The organism is Staphylococcus sp. HMSC62B09, from assembly GCF_001839115.1.
In the GTDB taxonomy this organism is placed as follows: Bacteria; Bacillota; Bacilli; order Staphylococcales; family Staphylococcaceae; genus Staphylococcus; species Staphylococcus haemolyticus.
On record NZ_KV840149.1, the window covers coordinates 48684 to 70959 of the forward strand.

The 22276-nt window shown below is 33.2% G+C and carries 22 protein-coding genes and 1 riboswitch; of the genes, 8 read left to right on the top strand and 14 right to left on the bottom strand.

Features of this window, described 5'->3' with window-relative positions; genetic code table 11:
- Window positions 1-676: 676 nt before the first annotated feature.
- Window positions 677-2128 carry an APC family permease gene (locus HMPREF3265_RS06910; protein WP_070580980.1) on the top strand — a complete coding sequence of 484 codons (1452 nt, stop codon included), beginning with the start codon at window positions 677-679 and terminating at the stop codon, window positions 2126-2128.
- 53 nt (window positions 2129-2181) lie between these two features.
- Here the strand turns inward: HMPREF3265_RS06910 and HMPREF3265_RS06915 are convergent, their stop codons facing one another.
- Together HMPREF3265_RS06915 and HMPREF3265_RS06920 are read right to left on the bottom strand one after the other, a co-directional pair.
- On the bottom strand, window positions 2182-3519 hold the full coding sequence (locus HMPREF3265_RS06915; protein ID WP_037537345.1) for an aspartate aminotransferase family protein: 1338 nt from the start codon (window positions 3517-3519) through the stop codon (window positions 2182-2184).
- Window positions 3520-3761: 242 nt separating this feature from the next.
- Window positions 3762-4577, bottom strand: coding sequence for a MetQ/NlpA family ABC transporter substrate-binding protein (locus tag HMPREF3265_RS06920; protein WP_033079716.1), 816 nt, complete (start codon window positions 4575-4577; stop codon window positions 3762-3764).
- A gap of 112 nt (window positions 4578-4689) precedes the next feature.
- A riboswitch (SAM riboswitch) is annotated at window positions 4690-4796 on the bottom strand.
- Window positions 4797-4943: 147 nt separating this feature from the next.
- Between HMPREF3265_RS06920 and HMPREF3265_RS06925 the strand changes: the two genes are divergently transcribed.
- Together HMPREF3265_RS06925 and HMPREF3265_RS06930 are read left to right on the top strand one after the other, a co-directional pair.
- On the top strand, window positions 4944-5369 hold the full coding sequence (locus HMPREF3265_RS06925; protein WP_016930668.1) for a hypothetical protein: 426 nt from the start codon (window positions 4944-4946) through the stop codon (window positions 5367-5369).
- 199 nt (window positions 5370-5568) lie between these two features.
- Window positions 5569-6195, top strand: a complete 627-nt coding sequence (locus HMPREF3265_RS06930) for an LPXTG cell wall anchor domain-containing protein (protein WP_210423035.1) — start codon at window positions 5569-5571, stop codon at window positions 6193-6195.
- A 39-nt stretch (window positions 6196-6234) separates the two neighbouring features.
- Here the strand turns inward: HMPREF3265_RS06930 and HMPREF3265_RS06935 are convergent, their stop codons facing one another.
- The 3 genes from HMPREF3265_RS06935 to HMPREF3265_RS06945 form a co-directional block, all read right to left on the bottom strand.
- The gene (locus HMPREF3265_RS06935; RefSeq protein ID WP_070861203.1) at window positions 6235-7560 is read right to left on the bottom strand and encodes a putative glycoside hydrolase; all 1326 of its coding nucleotides are present in this window, start codon (window positions 7558-7560) and stop codon (window positions 6235-6237) included.
- Window positions 7561-7876: 316 nt separating this feature from the next.
- Window positions 7877-8623: an HAD family hydrolase gene (locus tag HMPREF3265_RS06940; protein WP_033079713.1), complete on the bottom strand. Its 747-nt coding sequence runs from the start codon at window positions 8621-8623 to the stop codon at window positions 7877-7879.
- Between the two features lie 185 nt (window positions 8624-8808).
- Window positions 8809-9291, bottom strand: coding sequence for an AAA family ATPase (locus HMPREF3265_RS06945; RefSeq protein ID WP_070580985.1), 483 nt, complete (start codon window positions 9289-9291; stop codon window positions 8809-8811).
- Window positions 9292-9464: 173 nt separating this feature from the next.
- Here HMPREF3265_RS06945 and HMPREF3265_RS06950 point away from each other — a divergent pair, with 173 nt between their 5' ends.
- Complete coding sequence (locus HMPREF3265_RS06950; protein WP_011274776.1) at window positions 9465-10355, top strand: fructose bisphosphate aldolase; 891 nt, start codon at window positions 9465-9467, stop codon at window positions 10353-10355.
- A gap of 201 nt (window positions 10356-10556) precedes the next feature.
- Here the strand turns inward: HMPREF3265_RS06950 and HMPREF3265_RS06955 are convergent, their stop codons facing one another.
- From HMPREF3265_RS06955 to HMPREF3265_RS06970, 4 genes are all read right to left on the bottom strand, one after another.
- Window positions 10557-11135, bottom strand: a complete 579-nt coding sequence (locus HMPREF3265_RS06955) for a PadR family transcriptional regulator (protein ID WP_049395432.1) — start codon at window positions 11133-11135, stop codon at window positions 10557-10559.
- A 110-nt stretch (window positions 11136-11245) separates the two neighbouring features.
- Window positions 11246-11566, bottom strand: coding sequence for a YciI family protein (locus HMPREF3265_RS06960; protein ID WP_033079711.1), 321 nt, complete (start codon window positions 11564-11566; stop codon window positions 11246-11248).
- Between the two features lie 40 nt (window positions 11567-11606).
- Window positions 11607-12431, bottom strand: coding sequence for a class I SAM-dependent methyltransferase (locus HMPREF3265_RS06965; RefSeq protein ID WP_141749008.1), 825 nt, complete (start codon window positions 12429-12431; stop codon window positions 11607-11609).
- A 171-nt stretch (window positions 12432-12602) separates the two neighbouring features.
- A complete protein-coding gene (locus tag HMPREF3265_RS06970; protein WP_070580987.1) occupies window positions 12603-14042 on the bottom strand; it encodes a 6-phospho-beta-glucosidase in 1440 nt (479 codons plus the stop codon).
- 219 nt (window positions 14043-14261) lie between these two features.
- Between HMPREF3265_RS06970 and HMPREF3265_RS06975 the strand changes: the two genes are divergently transcribed.
- The gene (locus tag HMPREF3265_RS06975; protein WP_048668171.1) at window positions 14262-14966 is read left to right on the top strand and encodes a GntR family transcriptional regulator; all 705 of its coding nucleotides are present in this window, start codon (window positions 14262-14264) and stop codon (window positions 14964-14966) included.
- A gap of 57 nt (window positions 14967-15023) precedes the next feature.
- On the opposite strand, the gene lqo is transcribed toward HMPREF3265_RS06975, so the two are convergent.
- From lqo to HMPREF3265_RS07000, 5 genes are all read right to left on the bottom strand, one after another.
- A complete protein-coding gene (gene lqo / locus HMPREF3265_RS06980; protein ID WP_033079707.1) occupies window positions 15024-16517 on the bottom strand; it encodes an L-lactate dehydrogenase (quinone) in 1494 nt (497 codons plus the stop codon).
- A 309-nt stretch (window positions 16518-16826) separates the two neighbouring features.
- Window positions 16827-17657, bottom strand: a complete 831-nt coding sequence (locus tag HMPREF3265_RS06985; RefSeq protein ID WP_037551536.1) for a pyruvate, water dikinase regulatory protein — start codon at window positions 17655-17657, stop codon at window positions 16827-16829.
- Window position 17658: 1 nt separating this feature from the next.
- Complete coding sequence (ppdK, locus tag HMPREF3265_RS06990) at window positions 17659-20286, bottom strand: pyruvate, phosphate dikinase (protein ID WP_070632631.1); 2628 nt, start codon at window positions 20284-20286, stop codon at window positions 17659-17661.
- A 206-nt stretch (window positions 20287-20492) separates the two neighbouring features.
- Entirely contained in the window at window positions 20493-21185 is a 693-nt protein-coding gene (locus HMPREF3265_RS06995; RefSeq protein ID WP_070580991.1) for a LysR family transcriptional regulator substrate-binding protein, read from the bottom strand.
- Window positions 21186-21194: 9 nt separating this feature from the next.
- Entirely contained in the window at window positions 21195-21374 is a 180-nt protein-coding gene (locus tag HMPREF3265_RS07000; protein WP_070440913.1) for a helix-turn-helix domain-containing protein, read from the bottom strand.
- 120 nt (window positions 21375-21494) lie between these two features.
- Here HMPREF3265_RS07000 and HMPREF3265_RS12720 point away from each other — a divergent pair, with 120 nt between their 5' ends.
- From HMPREF3265_RS12720 to HMPREF3265_RS12730, 3 genes are read left to right on the top strand one after another with little or no spacing between them, the layout of a single operon-like run.
- Window positions 21495-21635, top strand: a complete 141-nt coding sequence (locus tag HMPREF3265_RS12720; protein WP_218085300.1) for a hypothetical protein — start codon at window positions 21495-21497, stop codon at window positions 21633-21635.
- The gene (locus HMPREF3265_RS12725; RefSeq protein WP_218117582.1) at window positions 21622-22110 is read left to right on the top strand and encodes an SDR family NAD(P)-dependent oxidoreductase; all 489 of its coding nucleotides are present in this window, start codon (window positions 21622-21624) and stop codon (window positions 22108-22110) included. The genes HMPREF3265_RS12720 and HMPREF3265_RS12725 overlap by 14 nt, the downstream gene beginning before the upstream one ends.
- A gap of 17 nt (window positions 22111-22127) precedes the next feature.
- On the top strand, window positions 22128-22265 hold the full coding sequence (locus HMPREF3265_RS12730) for an SDR family oxidoreductase (RefSeq protein WP_218085721.1): 138 nt from the start codon (window positions 22128-22130) through the stop codon (window positions 22263-22265).
- Window positions 22266-22276: the final 11 nt, after the last annotated feature.

The window sequence follows — 22276 nt, forward strand, 5'->3', positions numbered from 1 at the left end:
TATTTTTTAAGGGAAAAAGAGGAAAAGACTTAGTTACATGAGTTGTGGCTTCTTTATATTTAAAGTTACTTCATTATTTCATTGTTGCTAGTAATCTCAGTTAGGGATACATATTTAAATGCGAGATGGGAGTCTTCTATCTATGTCAATTGGTGTAATAAATCATAAAGTTCAGCACTATTATGCTAATACAATATAAGGGGATGGATTTACTACACGAAATAGAAGCATTTAAATATGATGTAACTTTACTACATGACTAATTATAGTATGTTCTGAACTATTAATAAAATACATATTTTCGATAGAACCTATTCCATAATGGAATAGGTCAACAAACTTTAATTTTTTAGTAAAATACCACTAAATAAAGGTCTAATTACTTGACTTATTGTGTGTTTTTAGTATGCTAACCCCGACCAAAAGACCACTTTTTATATTTTATGGATAATTTTACTCTTTTTTGTTGTTTTTATTTCTTATTAATCTGTTATAATCAAATCTATCATTTAAAATTTCCTTGTTACACTCTGTCATTTTATAAAAAGTAAGAAAACTTAAAATTTTCAGAAATTTTAGACAAAAATACAAAGTTTTGTGCTAATATAATAAATATTCTAGAGATAACAAGCTAATCTTATAACTCAATATATTAAGTAAGTGGAGGTTCATGATTATGGCCAGTTTTTTCAAAAATTTAACTCGAAAAGAAGATCCCACAATCTATCAAAATAAAGATGGTCATTTAAAACGTACATTACGCGTTCGAGATTTTCTTGCATTAGGTGTTGGTACGATTGTATCAACTGCAATTTTTACATTGCCTGGCGTTGTAGCCGCTGAACATGCAGGCCCTGCCGTTGCATTATCATTCTTACTTGCAGCGATTGTTGCAGGTTTAGTTGCCTTCTCATATGCCGAAATGGCATCAACAATGCCTTTCGCCGGTTCAGCTTATTCTTGGATTAACGTTTTATTTGGAGAATTTTCAGGTTGGGTCGCAGGTTGGGCACTTTTAGCTGAATACTTTATTGCCGTAGCCTTTGTAGCATCCGGATTCTCTGCCAATTTAAGAGGACTCGTATCACCATTAGGTATCGTATTGCCTAAAGCATTATCGAATCCATTCGGAGCTGGTGGTGGTGTGATTGATATTATCGCTGCTGTTGTAATCATTATTACTGCAATCATTTTATCACGTGGTATGACTGAAGCAGCACGTGTAGAAAACGTCTTAGTTATCTTAAAAGTATTTGCAATCGTATTGTTCATTATCGTAGGTTTAACTGCTATCCAAGCATCTAACTATGTTCCGTTTATTCCAGAACATAAAGTGACTGAAAATGGTGATTTCGGTGGTTGGCAAGGTATTTATGCTGGGGTTTCTATGATTTTCTTAGCTTATATTGGATTTGATTCAATCGCAGCCAACTCTGCAGAAGCTATCAACCCACAAAGAACAATGCCTCGTGGTATTCTTGGTTCATTAGCTGTCGCTTTAGTATTATTCGTAGGTGTAGCTTTAGTATTGGTTGGTATGTTCCATTATTCTAAATACGCTGGTAATGCTGAACCTGTAGGTTGGGCACTTCGTCAAAGTGGCCACGGTATTATTGCTGCTGTCATTCAAGCTATTTCAGTAATCGGTATGTTCACCGCTTTAATTGGTATGATGTTAGCAGGATCACGTTTATTATATTCATTTGGTCGTGATGGTTTATTACCACCTTGGTTATCAAAATTAAACCATAAACATCTACCAAACAGAGCACTTTTAATCCTAACTATTATTGGTGTATTAATTGGTTCAATGTTCCCATTTGCATTCTTGGCACAACTTATCTCAGCAGGAACATTAGTCGCATTTATGTTTGTGTCTCTTGCAATGTATCGTTTAAGAAAACGTGAAGGTAAAGATTTACCTGAACCATCGTTTAAAGTACCATTCTTCCCTGTACTACCAATAATCACATTTATTTTAGTATTACTTGTATTCTGGGGATTAAGTTTCGATGCTAAACTATATACTTTAATTTGGTTCGTTGTTGGTATCATAATCTATTTAAGTTATGGTGTTCGACATTCTAAGAAAAATGAAGAAGAGGACTACGTCGTACCAAAAGATTAATACAAATGAAAAAGCACCTGTCTCATCAATTGAGATAGGTGCTTCTTTTCGTGTTACCAGCCTTGACCATCAATATTATAATTATTCAGTTGTCCATCTTGTAACGCTTGCAATGCATTCTCTATTGTATTTAAAGCATAATCTAATTGTTCATACGTAATAACTAATGGTGGTTGGAAACGTAGTACATTACCAGCTACTGCAATCAATACAAGACCATGATCAAAACAATAATTACATATTTTAAGTGCTTCTTCAGAAGCTCTCGTCTTAGCTTGTTTATTTGATACGATATCAATACCAATTGATAAACCTTTACCACGCACATCTCCAACGAAATCATAATCATTCACCCATTGATCCATTCGCTTGCGCACGTAAGCCCCTTTTTCAGAACTAGCAGTTAATAAATCTTCATCTTCAATCATACCTAATGTAGCTAAAGCCGCTTCACAACTTACAGGATTCGCACCAGTTGTAAATAGATGTGCCGGTGCCTCAAGTGTCTCTATGATTTCTTTACGACCAACAATAGCAGACATCGGTAATCCACCTGCTAGTGATTTACCAAATGTAATTAAATCCGGTGTGAAATTAAAGTGATCAATTGAACTCCATGTACCAGTTCGCCCTAACCCCTGTTGAATATCGTCTACAGCAATTAGAATACCATGTTCACGGCATAACGCTTCTAATGCCTCAAAGTAACCATCTACAGGTTCTAATAGACCTCCGTCACCTTGGATTGTTTCTACAACAATACAAGCCACTTCTTCCGCTGGCACATATTTCGCAAACATTTCTTTTAATGGTGCAAGATACTCTTCAACTGTATTTGCATTTGGCTGCTCATACATCCCTCTATATTTATCAGGGAATGGAATATGATAAAATCCATTCAATAATGGTCCATAATGTTTGCGCATATTTAAACTAATGGCAGACATGGATAATGATCCAAATGTTGACCCATGATATGCATTTGTAAAACTAATAATGTAAGGGCGTCCCGTATAAGCTCTCGCAAATTTTATAATACCGTCATTCGCATCAGACCCACTTAATCCAAACGTTACACGTTTTTCATAGTCACCTGGAGCAATTTCACAAAGCTTTTTAGATAATTTCACTGCTGGTTCATGATACATATATGCTGGTGTATAATGAATAAATTTCTCAGCTTGTTTCTTAATCGCTTCAGTAACTGGTTTAGGTGCGTGTCCTACATTTTGTGAACTTGCACTTGATAATAAATCAATATATTCTTTACCATCCACATCTACTAGTGTCGCACCATAACCATGGTCAATGGCTAATGGATAGTATTTTATTCTCCCTGATGCGGCGAAGTATTTCCCATCTTCATTAATTAATTCCTCTGCTTTACTCATATCGGCTCATCCTCCCAAGATAGACCATCCCTTTTGTTTCCCTCTATTTGAAAAGTTCTCCGGCCCTCTAAATAAACACTATTTAAGTGATAATATTGAATATATTACTAATAATTGTCAGATTTGTAAATATTTTCTGAATAATCAAAAATAATTAAAGTTTATAATTTTTGGTATTTATTATTTTCTTTTTAAAAAGACCCCACAAAGCTATTACTTTGCGGGTAGTTTAATATGGATAATTATTTACTTTCGTATGGAATTACATCGTCTCCATATTCTTTCTTAATATAATCTTTAATTTCTTTCGATTGCATAACTTTTAATAATTCTTGGAACTTTTTATCTTTTTTATGTCCTTCTTGTACAGCAATAATATTGGCAAACGGAGATGATTTACCTTCCATAACAATTGCATCTTTAGAAGGTTTCAAACCATTATCGATGGCATAGTTAGAATTCATAATCACTGCTGCTCCTTCACCGTTTTTATATGTCTTTGGTAAAAACTCAGCCCCTTGTTGATGATTGAATTTTAAATTCTTTTTATTTTCAGCGATATCTTCAAACTTAGCATCTTCAATTTTGACACCTTTTTTCAACTTAATGAGACCTTCATCTACAAAGAATGATAAAAATCGTCCTTCTTCCGCTGGATTATTTGAAACATAAATCGTTGAACCTTCAGGAATATCTTTTAGATTTTTATATTTTTTACTGTATACGCCCATTGGAGTTGTAAATACTTTACCTAATTCTTCTATTTTATATCCATGACTCTTCTTTTCAGCTTTTAAATAAGGTACATGTTGGAAGAAGTTCGCATCTACATCACCTTTATCTAATAGTTTATTTGGCACTTTATAATCATTGACCTCTTTAACTTCTAAATCATAACCTTTTTTCTTTAATTGTTCTTTAGCTTTCTTCAACACATCTCCATGGGGTGCAGGTGAAGCAGCAACCGTGATTTTTTTATTATCCTCTTTATCTTTGCCACATCCAGCTAATACAATAACTAAAACTAAAATACTTATAACACTTAACCATTTTTTCATGTATATCGACACCTCTTTTTTAATAATGATTCAATTACACTTCAACTCTTAAATAGTTAGAAGACATAAAAAAATACTTTCTATTATTTAAGAGAAAGTATCGATACACTTTCTCTTATCTCTTAAAGTATTGTCTACTTTATGTGAATTAGCACCATTTCGTTAAACGACGGTTGCTGGGCTTCTTAGGGCACATCCCTCCACCACTCTTGATAAGAGTTAACAAGTTTTATTGAATTGTTATTATATTAGCATTGGATAGTGTTTGAGTCAATATCATTTTTTAAATATTCTAAATTTTTAAAATGTGTGATTTCCTTCGTCATAGGGAATAGCTTGTTAAACTCATTTGAAGGATGGATAATTATGATACGATACGGCTACCACTTTCTTAGTGCATTACTGATTAGCATTTTATTATTGCTTATCATGTTTACTATGGATGTCGTAACACACACGACGCACCTAACCTTGTTATTAATCAATATCGATTTCATTGCTGACCCAAATCAAACACCACTGATTTTAGAACTATTGATTCATATTGTCATTGGATTTTTAATTTACATCACATTTCTAATTATTTATAAATTTTTCAAACCTTTTTACAAAATAAGTTATTTATTACTGATCATCATTTTTCTAATATTATATCCATTACTTATTCTATTGGCACAACGTTCATTTTTTCAATTTAGTTGGACAGAATACGGTTTATGGATGATTGCACATTTAATTTTCACTGTTTGCATGGCATGGTCTATCCCTTACTTTTCTAAAAAGAAATGGTAAGTTAGCATCATTAAATTTAGTATCACGATTACTTATATTCATAAAAACTTTAATATTGTAAATCTAACTTTACAAATATGTCATTCTTTAAGCTAATTTAAAGTTTCAATATGGTTTACTTTAAACCCCTATTTTAATTAATTCTGAGTGTTACACTAAGGCTGTAAAAGATAAATAATGAAATGGGGTTTTCATTGTGATGAAGGTTTCTCTATTTGCGTCAACACTTATTTCAAGTACAGTATTATTAACTGCTTTTAGTGGACATCAAGCTTTTGCTGCTGATATCGTTACTAAGAATAACGCACAAGAAGTTGCTTCAGAGGCGTTATCAAATAGTGGAGGTAATCCAGATTTACAAAACTTTGGAAAAGTAATCGACAAAGGGGACTATTTTGAAATTAAAAGCCATAATAAAGCAAATGCTGGTTTAGGGGTTTATAAAGTTCATAAAAATGGCCAAGTCGAATATAAAAATGATAAATATAGTAACTTTAATCAACTTCAAAGTGGAGAAACATATGTTGAACACGGTATTGCAAATGCTGCTGAATTAGATGATCTAAAGGAAGAAGCATCTAAAATTAATTCTGTAGATTGTGCGCGTGAATTAAATTCATATTATGTCGGTAACGTTAAATCTAACGAAGTGCCTTCGTCTCAATCAGTAAAAAAACAAGGTAACCATAATAGCACAAATGCTCAATCTTCATTACCTGAAACTGGTCATTCAGACAGTGAACAATCCATTCAATTATTAGGTAGCATTTTCTTATTACTAGGCGGTGCGTTAGTAGCTAAACAATCTCATAAAAAAATCTCATAGAAAAAACGAGATGACTTCAAAGTCATCTCGCCTTTTTTGTTATTGATTGCTGTTCCCATTCTCTTCAGTACTATCTTTTTTATTGTCGTCTTTATTGTCTTGCTGTTTTGTATCTTGCTCTACACCTTCTGGGTCACGTTCTTTCGCGCTACCTTTTTTAGGATTATAGTTTGCACCTTCAGTATATTCGTTCCCCGCATTCCATAGTAAGAACTCATTCACACCATTATCTTTTAAAGCCTGAACTTGTTCAGATACTGCTTTGGCATCATAATCAATATAATTACCATCACCTAAATATGATGCTGTGAAATCTTGAATCCATGGACGAGAAATTGGTTTTTTCTTACCTAGTGAATCTAGTAAACTATTTTCTTTTTGAATGTATCGATTTACTGTTTTGTACGGTTCTGTATCCGGAGCATCTAAACCAAAGTCACCGTTACTCCAATGTGAAGGATAAATCATTGATGAAATCGCATCTACATTTTCAGACATTTTAGGGAAACTTTGACCAATGCCTGGTGCGTTTTTAACTAATGCAGAATAGCCAAATACGTCTGCCGATACGTTAACACCCATTGGTTTCAACTCTTTATTAGCATGTTCTAAGAATTTTGTAATTGTATCAACACGTTGATCACCTGAACTTAACTTGCTATTTTTATAGTCACCCTTACTATAAGTTAAACTGTCTGCTTCATTTTCAAAGCCTTCTGGGAAACGCACATAGTCAAATTGGATATCTTGGAATCCAGTTTTAGCTGCTGCTTTAGCGACAGTAATATCATAATCCCATACTTCCTTCATGAATGGGTTAACAAAGCTATCGCCTTTACCATTAGTCCAAACTGACCCATCACTTTCTTTAAATGACCACTCAGGATGTTCTTCAGCTAATTTAGTATCCTTAAATGTAACGGTACGAGCAATTGGATAAATATTGTTATTATGCAATTTTTTCAACAATTTCTTACCATCTACAATATCTAATGTGTTCTTATCTACTTGTTTATTTCCAGTGTTAAGTTTCATTGTGATATTACCTTCATCATCTTTAACATCGATAACCATTGTATTTAATTTAGAATCTTTAATGAACTTAATTAATTCATCAATCTTATCGCCTTGTGTCGAATTGCTTGTGACATAAATACCTTTAACGCCATCTTTAGGGTAATCGACTTTATTCTCATTCTTGTTTTTGTCATTATTCTTTTTTAATTTCTCGCTTTGACTGTTAGTTTGTTCGTTCTTCTGGCTGTCCCCTTTTTGCCCGCTACTAGATGAATTATCACCATTACTGCACGCAGCGAGTAACAAAGCACTTGTTGTTAATACAGCAAATATTTTGTTCTTTTTCATTCCTTTAGTCTCCGAATATGCTTTATATGTATAATTAGGCTCTCATTATTTAGAATAGTAAGCGATTTAAATAGTTTAATTATCCTAAATAAGAGAACCTAACTTTCTTATAGAATAGCATATTTTATGTACTATTAATCAATATGGCAAAATTTTATATAATAAATTATCTAATATTTGCATACATTTAATTTTTTAAAATTAATGATACCCTGATTATGTTACAAGAGTTCTGAGATGAGAATTGTCCATCACGCATAAAAATAGAGTGTATAGAAAATAGTTACTTTCTATACACTCTATTTTTCATATTAAACTAGTTATAAATTGTTAAATCTTTATATTCATCATCAAGGAGCTTTTTTAATAGAACTTCTATATTATCTTCGCAACAATAAAGACCATCTTTTACATTTAATTCTGTATCTTTATCAGAATTCGTTAACCAAATGGCAGCCATATTAACATTTAACGCTCCCATGATGTCATTTCTATAAGAATCTCCTATAAACAAGCACTCTTCAGGATTAACGTTTAATCTAGACGTGACATTTAAAAATGCTTTAGGATAAGGCTTTTCGCAACCTATATTTTCAGATATAAAAATATTCTTCTCAAAAATTGTTCTAATATCGAGATTATCAATTTTAGTGTTCTGTTCTTTAATCTTTCCATTAGTAAGTATGGCGATGTTTACATTTTCTTTCAAGGTCATAAGTAAATCATTCATTTTTCTATTAACAGTTATACTAGACAGTAGCTTAGTAAAAAAGGATTCGAAATACTCGTTAGCTTCTTCGCGAGAAATATTTATATCAAAATGCTGTAAAGTTTTAATTAGTCTTAACTCTCGCAATTCATCTAAGGTAATAACCCCTTCATCATGCTGTTTCCAAAAGTATAAATCATATTTTTTAAATAATTTCATAAAGTCACTATAATCTATATCTTTAAACAACGTATACGTTTCAAACGTATCTTTATTCGCTTTTATCCATAATTTATTAAAAGAAAATAGCGTATTATCTAAATCAAAAATAACCAATTTAACTTTTTTAATCATTACTCACACGCCTTTTTAAATGAATGAAGGGTTCAAAAACTCCCTACTTTAAAATAAATGATAACATAAAACGAACTATCATTCACATTTCATATAAATAGTTCGTTTTTATGTCGTTAATAATAAGAAACTATGTTAAATATTTGTAGGTATTTTTTAAACTAATGACCATCTTAATGATTATGTTATAAGTTTTTGAGACTTGAATTACTTATAACCCATTTAATATGATCTTGCGTTTTCAATTGTTGTAACTTGATGAATTCATTATTATTTTCAGGAAATTGCCACACATATTTTATAAATTCAAAACTAATTGTATTCGGATTACCCCCAATACGATGACGTTTCAAATTGTGAATAATCACCCTTTTTATGACACGGTAAATACACTTCCATCTAGGTTCTTTTAACCATATAACGTCAGTTGCTCTCTTCAACCTTAAAGGTAGTGTGTCCGAATAATTACCATCAATAATCCAAGTATTTTTAGCAATAATTTGATTAAGCTGTTCAATTAATTCTTCTTGACTAATCGTCGTTTTGTTATCAATCCAATTGATGTTATCCATATGATATAAAGGTATGCCATACATTTTATGTAAATGATGAGCTAATGTCGATTTACCAGAGCCTGGACTTCCAATAATTAAAATACGTTTTTCCATTTTCCCCTCACTTAATAAGATTTATTTACTTTATTATCGCTAAATACGTCTAATTTATGAAACTATAAACTGTAAAATATGAATTTTCAATAAATATAAGTTTTATAACTTGAGAATGATCTTTATTTTTATCATAATAAATATGAAAGTTAATTAAAGGAGTGGAAAGAGTAATGAATAAAGAACAATTAGAAAAAATGACAAATGGGAAAGGTTTTATCGCAGCATTAGACCAAAGTGGCGGTAGTACTCCTAAAGCATTAAAAGAGTATGGTGTAAACGAGGACGAATATAGCAATGATGACGAAATGTTCCAACTTGTGCACGATATGCGTACTAGAGTTGTAACTTCACCTTCATTCTCTCCAGACAAAATTTTAGGTGCTATCCTTTTCGAACAAACTATGGATCGTGAAGTTGAAGGCAAATACACTGGTGACTACTTAGCAGACAAAGGTGTTGTACCTTTCTTAAAAGTCGACAAAGGTTTAGCTGAACAACAAAACGGTGTTCAATTAATGAAACCTATCGATGATTTAGACGATACTTTAGACCGTGCGGTTGAACGTCATATCTTCGGTACTAAAATGCGTTCTAATATCTTAGAATTAAATGAACAAGGTATCAAAGATGTTGTTGAACAACAATTTGAATTCGCTAAAAAAATCATTGCTAAAGGTTTAGTACCAATCATTGAACCTGAAGTTAACATTAACGCTAAAGATAAAGCTGAAATTGAAGAAGTATTAAAAGCTGAACTTAAAAAAGGCTTAGATGCTTTAAACGATGATCAATTAGTAATGTTAAAATTAACTATCCCAACTAAAGCTAACTTATACAAAGAATTAGCAGATCATCCAAATGTTGTACGCGTGGTTGTATTATCAGGTGGTTACAGCAGAGACGAAGCTAACAAATTATTGAAAGACAATGATGAATTAATCGCAAGCTTCTCACGTGCATTAGCAAGTGACTTACGTGCTAGCCAATCACAAGAAGAATTTGATAAAGCATTAGGTGACGCAGTAGATTCTATCTACGACGCATCAGTAAATAAAAACTAAGGTGCGCAGAAAAGCGTTCAGATCGTGAGCAATAACGAGCTATGAGCAAAAATCGCTCTTTGATTTTAGCGATTAGCGTATTATTGTCGAACGATCTGCTTTTCGTAGCCCGTTTATCATTCCGGCGAAGTGCTCTACAACTTCACTCGAATATTTAAAAGCCGACTGGTTATTTCAACCGGCCGGCTTTTCTAATATTCACTATTTATAGAAACGTTCTAATTTTTGTTTAGTTTCCTCAATAAATACATTTAATTCTTTTTGTTTTTCTTCATCTTGTAATGCGCTTTGACTTGCTTTCATAAATCCATGAAATAATCCTTGTAATTGTTCACGAGATGCTTTCATCTGTTCAAAATCTACATTTTTAAATTGTTCTAAGCGTTTTGTAAATTCATCTTGGTCTACATTCTCTTTTAAAAAAGTTTTACCTTCATCTGTAATTGTGTAGATTTTTTTGTTACCTTCTTTAGAAATCGATACAAAGTCTCTATCTTCCAACATTTGTAATATGGGATAAACTGAACCAGGACTCGGTGAATAGAATCCTTTGAAACGTTCTTCTAAATCCTTAATGATTTGATAACCATGACGTGATTCCTCTTCTAACATTTGTAAAATTATAAATTGTAAATTTCCCTTTTTGAAGAATCTATCTCGACCTCCACCACGGCGTCCAAAACCACCAAATCTCTCAAATCCTTGTGGCCCTTTACTTCTACCAAATTGTTCAAAATGATCCATTCTTTGTCTTATATCTTGCATATGTCTTCTAAACATCATTAAAATCACCTTTTTTTATTTAATTAATTACTTTTTCGATATATCGTTATGTTTTTTAACAAAAATAAATACCACCCCAACAAACCCTGTCAGAATAGTATTTACGATTATTCTTCATCATTAAATTCCTCGTTTGTGAGTTGCTCGAGATTACCGAATAATGGTTTCCACTCTTCAATGGTATAATTTGAAACCAATCCCTTATACCAAAATGGATCTTTCTCAAGTAATGTCATTAATTCGTCTCGATTTTTAACTTTAAATATTAAATAAGCTTCTTTTATATCTTTCCGCGCATTCACTGTAGGACCAGAAACGATTAAATGTCCTTGTTTGATTAATTTCTTCAAATATAAAACATGTGGAACAACGTACTTTTTCCATCTTTTTAAATCAGTGTGTTCAAATTTTACGATGTAGTGTTTCATCGAATGCCTCCTCTAAACGTGAATCAATACTTTACCAAATTTACCCCCCAGTGATAACAGGTATGGTATCGCCATATTTATCTCGTAAATAGTGTTCTACGCTTGCAAGTTGCTGTTCATCTAGTTCTACTTCTACTTCTTTTAACCATTGTGGCAATTGTTGCATCACATCTTCAATTGGTTTGTCATTATGTTGCGTATGGCGTTCGATTAATGTTTCATAAGTATAATCATTAAAGTATAACAACTGTAATAAATAATACATATCCGCCGTCATAGGTTGACTTTCTTCGTCTAAAAATGCCACGACTTCATCGACAATTGAGTTTTCCTTAGGTCCTGCAATTAAACTGACATAAACAAATTTCTGTGCAATATCGATTGCCTTGCTAACCGCTTCCCACGTAGTCACTGCTGGACACATTGACGCAAAAACTAAATCATGCTGCCCTAATTCTTCTAGTTGAGCATCTTCAAACGATTGATTTAATGTTTTAAGTGTTACACCGTAATGATTTGCATTATCTTTTAACATGTCATGTAAAATTGGCGATGGTTCCAACGCTGTAACTTTAGCACCTTCTTTAGCAAACGGGACACTAAACACTCCTGACGCAGCCCCTACATCTAATACACTTAAATTACTAAATCGACCTGTTTGTTGCTCAATCCAATTCATAATCCGTTTCGTACGGTGCTGGCTTTCTTCAGTAAAAGAATTTTTATTAAAGTTTTCTGCCCACTTTTCAAAACCTGGTGTCGATGGATCACCTAAACCTGCACGTTTCATCCTTTTATCCTGAGTATTAGGGTCATCTTCCCACGCTTTCTCCCAATATTGATTACTAAATATATCTTTTGTCATAAGTAATCTCCTTTTCATTTGATACCCTCATCTTAACCACTCTTGTATAGTTCATAAACTAATTCGCATTCTCATTAAAAAAGCTTTCAACCAATCCAAAGCAAGTTAGCTACGCTTTGAAAATGATTGAAAGCTTATGTTGTATTCTATTATTCCTAACAATTTCAAAAGTTACAGTTCTTCACCGTTTGACTCAATCACATTACGATACCAGTCAAATGAGTCTTTCTTTGTACGTTCTAGTGAGCCATTTCCTTCATTATCACGATCTACGTGAATTAAGCCATAACGTTTTTTCATTTCACCTGTTGTAAATGACACGATATCAATAATACCCCATGGTGTGTAGCCCGTTAAATCAACACCATCTTTGTCAACTGCATCAATAGCTGCTTTGATATGTTCACGTAAATAATCTACACGATAATCATCATGGATTTGTCCATTTTCATCAAACTCATCCACGGCACCAAAGCCATTTTCAACAATAAACAATGGAATTTGATAGCGATTATATAAGGCATTTAATGTATAACGTAACCCTACTGGATCGATTGCCCAACCCCAATCACTCTTCTTAATATAAGGGTTATCTACTGAATTAGGTAAACCACCATTAACGATATTATCTTCGACACTTGCTTCATTATCATGTTTTACGACAGTTGACATATAGTAGCTAAATCCAATGTAATCCACTTTGCCATCACGTAAAATTTCATCATCACCCTCTTGCCAACCAATGTCGAAACCTTCACGTTCAAACATCTTCGTTGCATAACCTGGGTAATAACCACGCGCATGAACATCAGGGAAGAAGAAACGCATACGACTAGCCACTTCTGCTTCCATAATATCATTTGGATTACAACTATATGGGTAGATTGGAACATGTGAAATCATCGCACCAATTTCGAACTCAGGATTGATTTCTTTACCAATCTTAACTGCTTTAGCACTAGCGATTAATTCATTATGTGCTACTTGGTACAATACCTCTTCTTTATTATCGTCCTCTTTTAATGATACACCTGAGTTTGTCCATAAGAAGATTGGATTATTAATGTCCATTTGGTTATTAATTTCGTTAAATGTCATCCAATATTTCACTTTATCTTTATAACGGTTAAATACTGTTTCTGCAAAATGTGCAAAGAAATCTGCCACTTTACGATTTCTGAAACCACCATATTCACGAGCTAAGTGTAACGGCATTTCAAAATGTGAAAGTGTGATAACAGGTTGAATGTTATATTTTAATAACTCATCAAATAAGTCATCATAGAATTGTAAACCTTCCTCATTGGGTTCAACTTCGTCACCTTTTGGAAAAATTCGAGTCCAAGCAATTGATGTTCTTAAGCATTTTAAACCCATGTCACTAAACATTTTCACATCTTCTTTATAACGATTGTAGAAATCAATGCCAACATGATTTGGATAATATTTGTCAGGTTCTACATCTTGCGTAATTTCACGTGCTTTACCGTGTGCCCCAGCTGTCATAACATCAATGACACTTAGTCCTTTTCCACCTTGGTCATAGCCACCTTCGAATTGATTAGCCGCTAAAGCGCCACCCCATAAGAAATCATTAGGTAATTTAGACATGTTCCAAAACTCCTTTATAATTTTTTCATTAGTGTTTTACTTTTTAACTACTTTCATAATCTTATCATTAACAACAATACGAAAGCCTTTTCAAAATCTATTGTAATTATACCGGTACAATTTGTAAACAGAATAATCAAAATTATACCGGTACAATTTACTAATAGTGTTTTACATTTGTTATAATAAAAATAAATTACGCATTAAGGGAGTCAAATGATGTTAAAGTACGAACGAATTGCTCAAGATATTACAAGTGCCATTGCAAATGATGAATATAATGTTGGTGATAAACTTCCAAGTGTCGAACAATTAAAAGCACGATATGAGGTTAGCAAAAGTACCATCATTAAAGCATTAGCGATACTCCAAAGAGATGGTATGATTTTCCAAACAAGAGGCAGTGGAATTTATGTACGAAATAAAAATAAATCAGGGTATATCAACCTTTTGAAAACAAAGGGTTTCTCAGATAATCTGCAAGGCCATCAAATCACAAGTAAAGTTTTAACGTTTGAAACGATAAAACCTAATGATGAAGTAAGAGCGCACTTACGTTTAACGGAACAAGATGAAGAAGTTTATTATGTCGAACGTATTCGCTATTTAGATCATAACCCTTTATGTATTGAAACATCTTACTTCAATAAAACATTAGTTACGCACCTTGATCATGACAGTGCAGAACATTCAATATTCGACTATCTTCAAGCACAGCTTAAGATTAATATCGGTTTTTCTGATATCTATTTCTATATTGATTTTCTTACTGAACGTGAAGCACCACAATTGGATCTCAATCCAAATGATCCTTGTATGCGTCATGATTTAACCTTTTACACTAATAAAGGACTACCTTTTGATTATTCAAAGATTGTTTATCATTATAAATACGCCAACTTCTTTATACCTATAGAAAGTTAAAAAAGAGTCGCTTGAGCTATAAACTCTCAAGCGACTCTTACTTATTATTAACACATCTTATTTAGCGTCTTCATAGTATCCTAATTCAAGATCTTTAGACGTTTGACGACGTATTTTTCTCATTAATTCAACATCTTCAATTAATGATTGACCGTATGATGGAATCATTTCTTTAATTTTAGCATTCCATTGGCCGATTTGTTCTGGGAAGTTTTTCTCAAGAACTTCTAAAGCTACTGATACTGAAGTTGATGCCCCTGGTGATTCACCAAGTAAAGCAATCACTGAATGATCTTCAGAGTTAACCACTTCTGTACCGAATTGGATAAATCCTTTACCTTCTTTTTCAGTATCTTTAATTACTTGTACACGTTTACCTGCTGTGTATAATTCCCAATCTTCATCACGAGCTTCAGGGTAGAATGTACGTAAATGGTTCATACAACCCTCTTTAGTCATGATAATTTGATCAAATGAATATTTAATCAATGGTAAGTTTTTAACTGCAGCAGCTAACATCGTTGTAATGTTATAAGGTTTGATAGATTTGAATAAATCTAAGTTTGAGCCATTTTTAAGGAATTTAGGTCCAACGTTTGCAAATGGTCCAAATAATAACGTACGTTTACCTTCGATATAACGAGCATCAAGGTGAGGTACTGTCATTGGTGGTGTACCTGGTGGTTCTTTACCATATACTTTCGCATCATGTGCTTCAATTACTTGTGGATTTGTACATGCTAAGAATTGACCAGTAATAGGGAATCCACCTAAATGTTTACTTTCAGGGATGCCTGTTTTTTGTAGTAATGGAATTGCAGCACCACCTGCACCAATGAATACATAGTCAGTAACTTCTTCAAATACGCTACCAGTTTTAAGATCTTTGATTTTAACTTGCCATTTACCATTTGATAAACGTTCAAAATCAAGTACTTGGTGACTATATTTAACTTCAACATGCTCGTCTAACTCTAAGTGACGTGCCATTTTACGTGTTAATTCACCAAAGTTAACGTCTGTACCTTCGTCGATTTTACTAGCAGCCATTTTGCCGTCATCAACGCGACCTTGCATCATTAATGGAATCCATTTTCTCATTACTTCAATGTCTTCAGTATATTCGATGTTATCGAACATTGGTGATTGTTTCATTGCTTCATAACGTTTCTTCAAGAATTCTTTATTGTTAACGCCTCTAACAAAACTAATGTGTGGAAGAGGATTAATAAATTCTCTTGGATTCTCAATATGTCCTGCTTTCACTAAGTGACCCCAGAACTGTTTTGAAATTTCAAATTCTTCGTTGATTTCTTTTGCTTTATCAATGTCAATTGAACCATCAGGTTGTTGAACAGTGTAGTTCAATTCACAAAGTGCAGCATGACCAGTACCAGCGTTGTGGCGTTCATTAGAACTTTCAAGACCTGGTCGATCCATACGTTCATAAAGCTTGATATTCCAATTAGGCTCAAGCTCATTTAACATAGAACCAAATGTTGTACTTAAGACACCCGCACCAATTAAAATGACGTCTTTTGATTCTGCCATGGTTGTACACCTCTCCAAATTTATTAGTTAACAACTAAAAAGCTATTACTTACTACTCTTTCTCCCTAATATAAAGTAATATCTTTTTATATAAAGATTGTTAAGCCTTTCATTTCTATGTTAAAACAAATATGGTAAATTGTAAATTGCGAAACTTAATTAAAATTATTTTTTTATATGAAAATGAACGCATCAACGCTACCTATTTTTTATAAGAAAACACCTAGTTACAGATATGCAACTAAGTGTTTAAATTCATCTCATTTTAACCTTATAAAACTGTAACCAAATACTTCTTTATTCTTGCAATTACAATTTAGGTTGTAAAAATTTCTCAATATAGAATGCTGACTCTTCAATCGATTTATATTCCGTATTGATAACAGTCGCATTTAATTTCTTAAAGACTTCCTCAGCATATACAAGTTCTTTCTTAATACGATCCAAGTTATTGTATCGTGATTCACTAGATAAACCTAACGTTTCCGCACGATTCTTTCGTATGTTTGCAATATACTGTGGACTCGCAGTTAATCCAAATACTTTTAACCCTTTTTGTTTATAAACATTATCAGGAATTTCAATTTCAGGTACCAATGGAATATTAGCTATTTTATAACCTTTGTTAGCTAAATACATACTTAATGGTGTTTTAGATGTTCGTGACACACCAACAATTAATGCATCCGCTTCACCTATATCAGTAAAATGTTTACCATCATCGTATTTAACAGAGTATTCAATCGCTTCAATACGCTTGAAATATTCATCATTTAATTTACGTAACGCACCGCTCTCCATAAGCGGTTGACTGTGTGTTATCTTCTTAATAATGCTGATTAAATCAGACATGTAGTCAACATAAGGAATATCATGTTCATGTGCAAATTGATGTCCCAATGCATTAAAGGATTCACTTACTAACGTCGTCGCTACAATCGCATGTTGTTCACGTGCTAAATTTAAAATATTTAAGAATTCCTCTTCATCTTTAATATATGGAAATTTCTTAATTTCAACATTATGCAAATCAGGGAATTGTGTTAATGTTGCATGAATCATTCGTTGTGCTGTTTCGCCAATGGAATCTGATACGATAAATAACTTTAGAATTTGTTCATTTGATTGAGTTTCGTTCACTTTACTGCTCGCTTTCCTCCGCTTGACTCTGAGCTGTTGCTAAAATTGCACCTGGAACTCGGAATGGTGAGCATGAAACATAGTCTATCGCTAATTGATTGAAACGACGAATAGACTTAGCATCTCCACCTAATTCACCACATACACCGATTTTGATTTTCGGATTTACTTTTTTAGCTTGTTCAACTGCAATTTCGATTAATTTTCCGACACCGTCTCTATCTAACGTTTGGAATGGGTCAAGCTTCAATATATTACTTTCAGTATACACATTTATAAATTTACCTGCATCATCTCTTGAGAAACCAAATGTCAATTGCGTTAAATCATTTGTACCGAAACTAAAGAAATCACAATGTTTTGCTAATTCATCTGCTACTAAACATGCGCGCGGTGTTTCAATCATTGTACCAATTAAATATGGTACGCTGTCACCTTGTTCATCCTCTAATTGTTCAATGGTTTTAACCAATTTCTCTTTAAGCGTTGTGAATTCTTCCACAGTTGATACTAGCGGAATCATAATTTCAGGTTTACATGTTATACCCTCTTTTTTAAGTTTTAATACGCTTCCCATAATCGCTTCAACTTGCATTTCATATAACTCAGGGTATGTGATTGCAAGTCTACAACCACGATGTCCTAGCATTGGATTCACTTCATGAAGATCTACAATGCGTTTATTCAATACTTCTTTAGGAATGTTGAGTTGTCGTGCTACATTTTCAACATCTTCATCAGAATTAGGTAAAAACTCATGTAAAGGTGGATCAAGCAAACGGACAATTGTAGGACGCTCTCCAGATAATCGGAATATTGCTTCAAAGTCTTCTACTTGATACTTACGAATATTATTCAAAGCTTCTACTCGTTGTTCATATGAAGATGAAAGAATAAATCGTCGCATTTCAACTAAACGTTCCGCTCCGAAGAACATATGCTCCGTACGAACTAAACCAATACCTTTAGAACCAAAGTCATAACCCGCTTTAATATCTTGAGGCGTCTCTGCGTTCATTCGAACATTCAAGCGTGCAATATCCTCTGACCATTCCATAAATTGAGTGAACTCTTCACTGTGTTCAGCACTGACTGTTTCAATCTCACCTATGTAGATGTCACCTTTAGTACCATCAACTGAAATTGTATCGCCTTCATGAAGTTCCCCACCATCATAGCAAACTGTCTTTGCTACAGTATTGATTTCTAAATCCGAACAACCTGTCACACAACATTTACCCATACCACGAGCTACAACTGCTGCGTGAGATGTCATACCTCCGTGTGTTGTTACGATTGCTTCACTCGCAATCATACCTTCTATATCTTCAGGAGACGTTTCCGGACGCATTAAGATAACTTTCTTACCTGCATCAACTTGTGCCTTAGCATCTTCAGCTGAAAATACAATTTGCCCTGTAGCTGCCCCTGGACTTGCAGGTAAACCTATTTTTGAAATTTCAGTTGCTTGTTTTAATGCTTTTTCATCAAAATTAGGATGTAATAATTGGTCGATTGATTTCACATCAACATTTGACATCGCTTCTTCTTTTTTAATGACACCTTCATCTACTAAATCTACTGCTATTTTAATTGCTGCACGTGCCGTACGTTTACCATTACGAGTTTGTAATAAGTATAACTTTCCATTTTCAATTGTAAATTCAATATCTTGCATATCTTTATAATGCTGTTCAAGTTGTTTCGTTACTTCAACAAATTCTCGATGTACGTCAGGCATTTGATCGTGTAAAGTTGAAATGTCTTTTGGTGTACGAATACCAGCTACGACATCTTCACCCTGTGCATTTAATAAATATTCACCAAATAATTTATTTTCTCCGCTCACAGGATTACGAGTAAATGCAACACCTGTTCCACTATTATTACCACTATTACCAAATACCATTTCTTGGATATTAACAGCAGTACCTATGTCATGTGGAATATCATTTAAATCACGATAAATTCGTGCACGGTCATTATCCCAAGACTTAAAGACCGCTTCGATTGCTTCTTCTAATTGTTTCAAAGGTTCTTGAGGGAACGGTTTATAAACTTCTTCCATATAAATGTCTTTGAAACGTTCACAAATTTCTTGTAAACCTTCAGCTGTAATTGCAGCGTCATTTTCAAAGTTGTGACGTTGTTTATAATCTTCAAAATATGTATCAAATGCTTGCATCGGAACGTTGTATACCACTTCACCGAACATTTGTAGTAAGCGACGGTAACAGTCATATGCAAAGCGAGCATCACCTGTTTTATCTGCAAGTTTCTTTACGTTATCGTCATTTAATCCCAAGTTAAGAATTGTATCCATCATACCAGGCATCGATATTTTTGCACCGCTTCGTACAGATACAAGTAATAAGTTAGCATCTGATGAGAATGCTTTCCCAGTTCTCTCTGAAAAGTCAACAAGATGATCAATTAATTGTGTTTTTACATCAGTTGATAATGATTTGCCTTGTCTTAAGTATTCAATACAAGCGGCAGTTGTTATTGTAAAACCGTCTGGCACAGGTAAACCTAAACGTTTCATTTCAGATAGGTTAGCACCTTTACCTCCAAGTAAATCTTTCATCGATTTTTGTCCTTCATCAAAAGCATAAATATATTTCGTCATTATAATGTCACCTCAATTAATTATTATGTCATACTAATTATCATTGAGTATGTCATAAAATCGAAATAAATACAATTAAAAACATCACATTTAGTTTCAATATTTATAAAAAAGACACAATTAAAGCATAAAACGGCCTTATAAGAATAACTAAAAGTCTGTTTTGCACGCTTTAATTGTGTCATACTATTTATATATTATTCAGTTTAAGTGATATGATTTTGAAAATAATTAGTCGCAAATGTCTTAAATGACCACGCTACTTCTGTAAAGTAATGAGATTTTTTATAAGCTAAACCAATCTCCCTATAACAATGTTCATTGTTAATAGGTATTGCTACAATTTGCTTATCCAAATTTCTTAAGGCTTGTTTAGGTGTGAATGAGATGCCTATATTCATAGGTACTAGTTTTAAGATAGCGCTCGAATCCTCAACCTCTACTTGATAATTAGGAACAATCCCTTCTTGTTTTAAAATGTGATCTATCGTATCTCGAAAACCATAACCTTCAATTTGACCTATCAATCGTTCATCTTTAATTTGTGTTAATTCAAGAGAAGTACATTGAGAGAGAGGATGTTCTTTACTAACAGTTAAATAAATATCATCTTGTATGATAGGTTCCCAACTAATATCGCGATGTTCAATTTTAAAAGATGATATAGCAAAATCTACTTCGTTATTTAAAATCAAATGAGGTGCCCGTTCAGATATTGCTTGATATTGCTTAATTTTAATATTGGGATGTCGTGACACGTAATTTTGAATGAGTAATGGCATGACATATGGAAATGTTACTGCAAAAGTAACTTGACCACTTTCGACACCTGTTAATTCTTTGATTATACGTTCACCTTCATTTAACTCCCTAAATGCACTATCGATATAATTCAGCATTAATTCACCCTATCGGTTTAAGTAGATATGTCTATCTTTCCGGTCAAATAATGCCACACCAAACTCATCTTCAATTGATGTAATCGCCTTACTAAGTGCTGGTTGAGAAATATTCAGTCGCTTTGCTGCCTCTGTAATATTATTCATATTAGCTACCACTTTAAAATATTTGAGCTTTATAATCTCCAAACGCTACACCTCAAACCATAACTTTAAGTTATAAAAATATAATTATTATGCATTATACATTATATATTTCCGATGATACCATCAAATTGTGATGAGACTATTTTTGAAAAGAGGATTATTATGAGACTAGAAAACAAAGTAGCTTTAATTACTGATTCAGGTGATGGCATGGGCTTCGAAACTGCTAAGCGTTTTGTTGAAGAGGGTGCAACAGTTACCATTTCAGACCTTAAAGAAGATGTAGTCAATCAAGCGGGTTGACACACTTTCTAAAGAAACTAATCAAAAGGTATATGGTTATGTTTTAGACGTTTCTAAAGAAGCTAGTGTTGATGAAACATTTACACATATTAAGCGTGATATTGGTAAATTAGACATACTCATTAATTGTGTGGGTATAACTGGTGCAGGTAAAACGACAGACCAACTCACTGAAGAAGAATGGGATCAAGTATTTGCAGTCGATGTAAAAGGCGTATTCTTCTGTACTAAACATGCTGTAACACTCTTACGTGAAAACGGTGGCGGTTCAATCGTCAACTTCTCATCTATCTTAGGTTTAGTCGGTACAGATGAACTCACACCATACGCAGCTGCTAAAGGTGATGTTACAAATATGACACGACAAGATGCCATCAGCTTTGGTAAAAATCACATTCGTGTTAACTATGTACATCCAGGTACATTATTAACACCTTTAGTGAAAAAACTCGATGTAGAACAGAAGGTGGTTTAGAGGCTTATACTGCTAAAATGTCTGAACACCATCCTATTGGCTATTTAGGTGAACCTGTAGACGTTGCCAATGCAGTATTATTCTTAGCAAGTGATGAAACTCGATTTATTACAGGTGCGACATTAACTGTAGACGGTGGATATACTGCAAGATAATATGCTTCATC